Origin of the sequence: Bradyrhizobium sp. (assembly GCF_035484855.1) — a bacterium.
In the GTDB taxonomy this organism is placed as follows: domain Bacteria; phylum Pseudomonadota; class Alphaproteobacteria; order Rhizobiales; family Xanthobacteraceae; genus Bradyrhizobium.
In genome coordinates this window covers 1-6,051 of record NZ_DATHOP010000253.1, presented here as the reverse complement: position 1 = coordinate 6,051, position 6,051 = coordinate 1, and the positions used below count along the sequence as shown (strand labels likewise).

Sequence of the window (6,051 nt, the reverse complement as noted above, 5' to 3'; positions counted from 1 at the left end):
TGACGTTCTTGGTCGAAGGATGGTGCGACGGCGCGAACATGAAGCCGATTCCTGCTTCGCTGATACAGCGGCCGACATGTTCGGGTTTGATGTCGATCTTGACCCCGAGCGCGGACAATACATCGGCTGCACCCGAGCGCGACGACAGCGCGCGGTTGCCGTGTTTTGCCACCGGCACGCCGGCGCCGGCGACAATGAAGGAGGCGCAGGTCGAGACATTGACCGAGCCGGAGCCGTCGCCGCCGGTGCCGACCACGTCGACCGCGCCGGCGGGAGCGTCCACCCGCAGCATCTTGGCGCGCATCGCCGATACCGCGCCGGTGATCTCATCGACGGTTTCGCCGCGAACGCGCAGCGCCATCAGCAGTCCGCCCATCTGCGAGGGCGTCGCGTCGCCGGACATCATGCTGTCGAAAGCAGATGCCGCCTCGTCGCGCGACAGCGTCGCGCCGGTGGCGACTTTCCCGATGATAGATTTGAGGTCGTCCATCGCCTGCTTTCGGAATGCTCATCTATCCTGCAGCATGATCCCTTGCGGAGAACCGGTCTTCGCGTCTACCGGATCATGCTCAATTATTTGCCCCGGTCACCTGTGCGAACGCGGCCTCATTGATCGACGTGCCAATGTCGGATTCAAGCTTGGTGACGTATTGCGCTAGCTGCTCGTCGGTCAGTCCGCGCTGCAGGGTCTCCTTCAGTTTTTTGATGTCGTCGGAGGCCATGTCGACCGGTGGCACGCTGACATCGGTGACCCGGAACACGATCCATTCGTTGGCGCCGGCGATCGCGGTCTGACCGACGCCGTCCTTGGCGGTACGAAACGCCGCGGCGATCGCGCCGGCGGGCACGCCGGGCAGCGAGGCATCGCGGCGGAATCCGCTGGCGGTTTCGACCTTCAGCCCCGCGGCTGCCGCTTCGTCCGCAAGCTTGCCGCCCTGATCGAGCTTCTGAACCATCTCCGCCGCCTTGGTTTTGAGGCGGCTGGCGATCTGGTCACCGCGCCAACGCGCCTCGACCTGGTCCTTGACCTCATCGAGATTGCGCTCGCGCGACGGGGTGACGCCGAGAACGTCGTACCAGACATAGCCGCCCTTGAACGAAATCGGATCGTTGTCGACGCCGACGTCGCTGTTGAAGGCCTGCGAGACGACGTCGAGACCGGGCGGGATGTCGGTTGTCAGCTGCCCGTTGGGGAGGCGGCCGGAGCGGTCGACGGCATCGATGGTGACGGCGGCGAGGCCCAGCTTCTTTGCCGCTTCGACCACGCTCGCGCCACCGCCGCGCTCGTCCTCCATCTTGTCGCGCAGTTCCGCGACCTTGGTGCGCGCGCGTTCGGTGGCGATCTCCTTCTTCAGACCGGCGGCGAAGTTCTCATAGGCAGGTTCGGCGCCGGGCTCGATCTTGCCGATCTTGACCAGGGCCGTGCCGAACTTGCCTTGCACCGGCTGACTCACCTCGCCGGAGGGCAGCGAAAAGGCCGCATCGGCGACCGCGGGATCGATGATGGCGGATTTCGCGACCATGCCGAGGTCGACGTCGGAAGCGCTGAGCCCGCGCTCCTTGGCGAGGTCGTCGAACGACAATCCGGACGCAATGCGGCCGCGCGCCGCCGCGGCTTCTTCCGCATTCGGAAACACCATTTGCGAGACTTCGCGCTTTTCCGGCGTTCCAAGCCGGTCACGGCGCTGCTCGAACAGCTTTTTTGCATCCTCATCGGAGACATCGGACCATTTGCCGATCTCTTCCGGTGTCACCATGACGAAGGCGATCTTGCGATATTCGGGGGCGCGGAACTGGGTCTTGTGGTCGTCGAAATAGCCAGCCAGCGCTTCCGGCGACGGCTGATCGATCGTTCCGGCCTGGGCTGCGTCGAGCTTGACGTATTCGATCGACCGCTGCTCGTTCTGGAAGCGGCTGAGCACCTCGATCATCGTTTTCGGCGGTTCGAGACCCGCGGACAGCGAGCCTGCGATCTGGCGCCGCAGCGACACCCGGCGCTGGTCGGCGATGTAGCGCTGCTCGGTAAAGCCGAACTGCCGGATCACGGCCTGGAAACGCGCCGGATCGAACGCGCCGCCGACGCTCTTGAAATTGGGGTCGGCGAGGATCGTGCGCATGGTCTCGGCGTCGGACTGGCCTAGTCCCAGCCGTCGCGCTTCCTCGTCAAGGGCCGCTTCCGCGATGGTTTGCTGCAGCACCTGCCGATCGATGCCGAAGGCGCGGGCCTGTTCGGTCGTCAACGGGCGGCCGAATTGGCGGCCGATCTGCTGCAGCTTCTCGGTGTAGAGCTGGCGGAATTCATTGGTGGAGATCTCGGTGTGGCCGATCGTGGCCAACGTCGATTGTCCGAAACCCCTGAAGATGTCGGCAATGCCCCAGATTCCGAAGCTGACGATCAAAACCCCCATCACGACGGCCATAATGGTCTTGCCGAGCCAGTTTGATGAGGCTTTCCGCATTCCTCGAAGCATGGGTCCAACTTATTTGCAGGAGGGAGCCGGGTCGCGCCCAAGGGAAATTCGGGTTCGAATTCCGCAAAAGGGCGTCACCGGGCCGATAACGCATCATAAAGTGGCAGAGGCGGTGTCGCAACCATGGTGGCGACGGCGAATTGAAGCGGTTAACGCTGCGGGCACCTGCGGATACGGCAACTGGAACTGATCGCGCCGCTCTGCTAGCGCATTCGTGACCGACTATTCCGCAAGGGGAAACCCAAATGTCCAACGCCATCCGGCCGCTGATCGCCGGCAATTGGAAGATGAACGGCCTCAAATCGTCCTCGGTCGAATTCGAGGCCATGCTTGTGGGCGCGCCTGACGTGGCAGGCAAGGCCGACCTCCTGGTCTGCCCGCCGGCAACCCTGATCGCCGCCTTCGCGGACAAAGCGCGCGGCTCGAGGACGCTCAAGGTGGGTGCACAGGACTGCCATCCGAAACCGTCCGGCGCCCATACCGGCGATATATCGGCGGAAATGCTGGCGGACGCGGGCGCCAGCGCCGTCATCGTCGGCCACTCCGAGCGCCGCGCCGACCATGGCGAGACCGATGTCGAGGTCCGGCAAAAGGCCGAAGCCGCCCGGCGCGCCGGTCTCACCGCGATCGTCTGCATCGGAGAGACCCAGCACCAGCGCGATGCCGGGCACACCCTGGAGATCTGCGGCGGCCAGCTCAACCTTTCGCTGCCGGATGGTGCGCGATCCGACAATCTGGTCGTGGCCTATGAGCCGGTCTGGGCGATCGGCACCGGGCTGACCCCGACGCTCGGGGATGTCGAGCAAATTCACCGGTTTATCCGGGAGCTCCTGATGGCGAGATTTAACGGGGAAGGCGCGGCAATCCGGATCCTTTATGGCGGCTCGGTAAAACCCTCGAATGCTCGCGAATTGATGGCGGTTGCCAACGTCAACGGCGCCTTGGTCGGCGGCGCCAGCCTGAAGGCCGCCGACTTTCTGGCGATCGCAGCGGGCTGTCCCTAGAGCCCCGTGGCGGGTCGCGCCTCGATCCGCTTCCAGTAGATCATGGTGCCCGTGAGGCCGCCGTGCGGCTTCAAGGCGTAGTCCGGAATGACCCCGGTCAGCTGGAATCCGATCTTTTCGTAAAGCCCGGAGGCGCCATCCTCGACCGCGGTGTCGAGCACCAGCATTGAGCGCCCGCGCGCGGCGGCCATGCGTTCGGCCTCGTGCATCAATGCCCTCGCAACGCCGCGTCCGCGATGATCGATCCGGGTCATCATTTTGGCGATTTCGGCACGGTGCGGCTGGTTCGGCGGCAGGTCCAGCAGCAGCGTGACGGTGCCGATCAGGTTCTCGCCATCGAAGGCGCCGAGAACGATACGTTCATTCCGATCGGCTGATGCGAGCGATTGCCGCCAGAAGTTTTCTGCCGTCCCCTGTGCCAGCGGATGCATGAAGCTGACCGAGCCGCCGCTCGCCACCGCCTCGATCAGGATTTCGCTCAGTGCAGCGCAGACCATCGGCTGTGAATTCAACGGTGCAATCTTGAATTCCGGCATCGCTTTAGCTCCGTGCGAGGACGACGACATAGGCGCATGGCGCAATGGTTTCGTTACGGAAGGTCACCTCGGATGGCGGTCCGAACCCCAGGCAGTCGCCGGCTCCAAGTTCGTGCCGCTCGCCGGCTTCGATGATGACGAGGTTGCCGGTGCGCACCCAGACGGTCTGACGGATATGGGCGTAGGACGAAGCGGGGAGCACGACCTGCTGCCTCGGCGGTAGTTCGACGTCGATGATCTCGAGCGGATGGTCGGGCCGGCTGAACACTTGCTTGCGCCGATAACCGGTCTTGGGGTCGCGCCAGACCGGCTGTTCAGCCGCCCGGGTCAGCCGTCCCTGGCCTTCCGCCCGTAACAGCAAGCCGGCGAGCGTGAGGTCGAAGGCGCCGGCCAGCCGAACCAGGATCACAGCGGTCGGGCTGACCTCTTCGCGCTCGATCTTGCTGATCATTGCCTTTGAGACGCCTGAGCGTTCCGCAAGATCGGCCAGCGACCAGCCCCGGCTCTCGCGCTCCAGCCGCAAACGGGCTGCAATGCGGGGCGCCGTGTCATCTAATAAAGCAGACATATGTCTATTATAGTAGATAGACGCGAAACGGCAAGACGCCAGTCCGGTCGAAGTCGCGGTCGTCCCACTGCAAATATGCAGCGAAGGGATTATCTACCCCGTGCTGCTCCCAGGGGTGACAATGCCCCGTCCGATCGTGTAACACCGCGCCACTTCGAACCCCGCAAACCCCCGTGCCGCCGGACCTCGGCCGCCGCTGGTTTGTGACGGAAGGTAGAAATGCAGACTGTCGCTATCGTCATTCATCTCATGATCGTCGCGGTGCTGATCGCGACCGTGCTCCTGCAGAAATCGGAAGGCGGCGGCCTCGGCATGGGCGGCGGCGCCGGTTTCATGTCGAGCCGCGGCACAGCCAACCTTTTGACGCGCACGACAGCGGTGCTCGCCGTGGGCTTCTTTGCCACCAGCCTGTTTCTGTCGTGGTACGCAAGCTACACGCGCGCGCCGAGTTCGATCATCGGTGCGACGCCTGCCTCGCAGTCGCAGCCGGCCGGCGGAGCGGCGCCGATCGCACCGCCGACCTCTGGCGGCATTCTGGATTCGCTGAAGAAGGCCGACGAGCAGCAACAGCGGAATCAGCCGGCACCCTCGGGGCCGCAGGCGCCGCGCTCGCAATAAAGCAGAGGGGCCATGCAGGATGGCATCTGGCGTCCTGCATCAGGAGCCCCACTTAAGCTGCTGATTTCGCTTTAGATTAGACTTCACCCACAGCCCCGCAAATTGTTCGCCGCGGCCTTCGATTCGCTTTGGCGAATCGGCGCCGTGGCCTTAAAGGTTAAGTCCCATGGCGCGGTATATCTTCATCACCGGCGGCGTGGTTTCCTCGCTCGGAAAGGGTCTGGCTTCGGCGGCGCTTGGCGCCCTGCTGCAGGCTCGCGGCTACAAGGTCCGGCTTCGCAAGCTCGATCCCTATCTCAATCTCGACCCCGGAACGATGTCGCCGTATCAGCACGGCGAGGTGTTCGTGACCGACGACGGCGCGGAGACCGACCTCGATCTCGGGCATTACGAGCGCTTCACCGGGCGGCCCGCCACCAAGGCCGACAACATCACCACGGGGCGGATATACCAGGACATTCTCACCAAGGAGCGGCGCGGCGACTATCTCGGCGCCACCATCCAGGTGATCCCGCACGTCACCAACGCGATCAAGGATTTCATCCTCGACAGCAATGACGAGTTCGATTTCGTGCTGTGCGAGATCGGCGGCACCGTCGGCGACATCGAGGGGCTGCCGTTCTTCGAGGCGATCCGCCAGCTCAAGAACGATCTGCCGCGCGATCATGCCATCTACATTCATCTGACGCTGTTGCCGTTCATCCCGAGCGCCGGCGAGCTGAAGCCAAAACCGACCCAGCATTCGGTCAAGGAGCTGCGCTCGATCGGCATCCAGCCTGACATCCTGTTGTGCCGCACCGACCGGCCGATCCCCAGGGAAGAACGGCGCAAGCTCGGCCTGTTCTGCAACGTCC

7 protein-coding genes are annotated in these 6,051 nt (G+C 64.0%); 3 read left to right on the top strand and 4 right to left on the bottom strand.

Annotated features, from left to right (window positions below; all coding sequences use genetic code 11):
* Both trpD and VK804_RS29105 read right to left on the bottom strand, forming a co-directional pair.
* On the bottom strand, nt 1-490 hold a 490-nt coding region (trpD, locus tag VK804_RS29110; RefSeq protein WP_325376680.1), incomplete at its 3' end, for an anthranilate phosphoribosyltransferase.
* A 79-nt stretch (nt 491-569) separates the two neighbouring features.
* Nucleotides 570-2,471: a SurA N-terminal domain-containing protein gene (locus VK804_RS29105; protein WP_325376678.1), complete on the bottom strand. Its 1,902-nt coding sequence runs from the start codon at nt 2,469-2,471 to the stop codon at nt 570-572.
* A gap of 245 nt (nt 2,472-2,716) precedes the next feature.
* Here VK804_RS29105 and tpiA point away from each other — a divergent pair, with 245 nt between their 5' ends.
* Nucleotides 2,717-3,475: a triose-phosphate isomerase gene (gene tpiA / locus VK804_RS29100; protein ID WP_325376676.1), complete on the top strand. Its 759-nt coding sequence runs from the start codon at nt 2,717-2,719 to the stop codon at nt 3,473-3,475.
* Here tpiA and VK804_RS29095 read toward each other — a convergent pair.
* Nucleotides 3,472-4,011: a GNAT family N-acetyltransferase gene (locus tag VK804_RS29095; RefSeq protein WP_325376674.1), complete on the bottom strand. Its 540-nt coding sequence runs from the start codon at nt 4,009-4,011 to the stop codon at nt 3,472-3,474. The two genes, tpiA and VK804_RS29095, sit on opposite strands and share 4 nt — an antisense overlap.
* 4 nt (nt 4,012-4,015) lie before the next feature.
* On the bottom strand, nt 4,016-4,579 hold the full coding sequence (locus VK804_RS29090; RefSeq protein ID WP_325376672.1) for an XRE family transcriptional regulator: 564 nt from the start codon (nt 4,577-4,579) through the stop codon (nt 4,016-4,018).
* A gap of 219 nt (nt 4,580-4,798) precedes the next feature.
* On the opposite strand from VK804_RS29090, the gene secG reads away from it, so the two are divergent.
* Together secG and VK804_RS29080 are read left to right on the top strand one after the other, a co-directional pair.
* Nucleotides 4,799-5,197 (top strand): preprotein translocase subunit SecG, encoded by a 399-nt coding sequence (gene secG / locus VK804_RS29085; RefSeq protein ID WP_325376670.1) that lies wholly within the window; start codon nt 4,799-4,801, stop codon nt 5,195-5,197.
* 166 nt (nt 5,198-5,363) lie between these two features.
* The coding region (locus tag VK804_RS29080) for a CTP synthase (RefSeq protein ID WP_325376668.1) at nt 5,364-6,051 on the top strand (688 nt) is incomplete at its 3' end.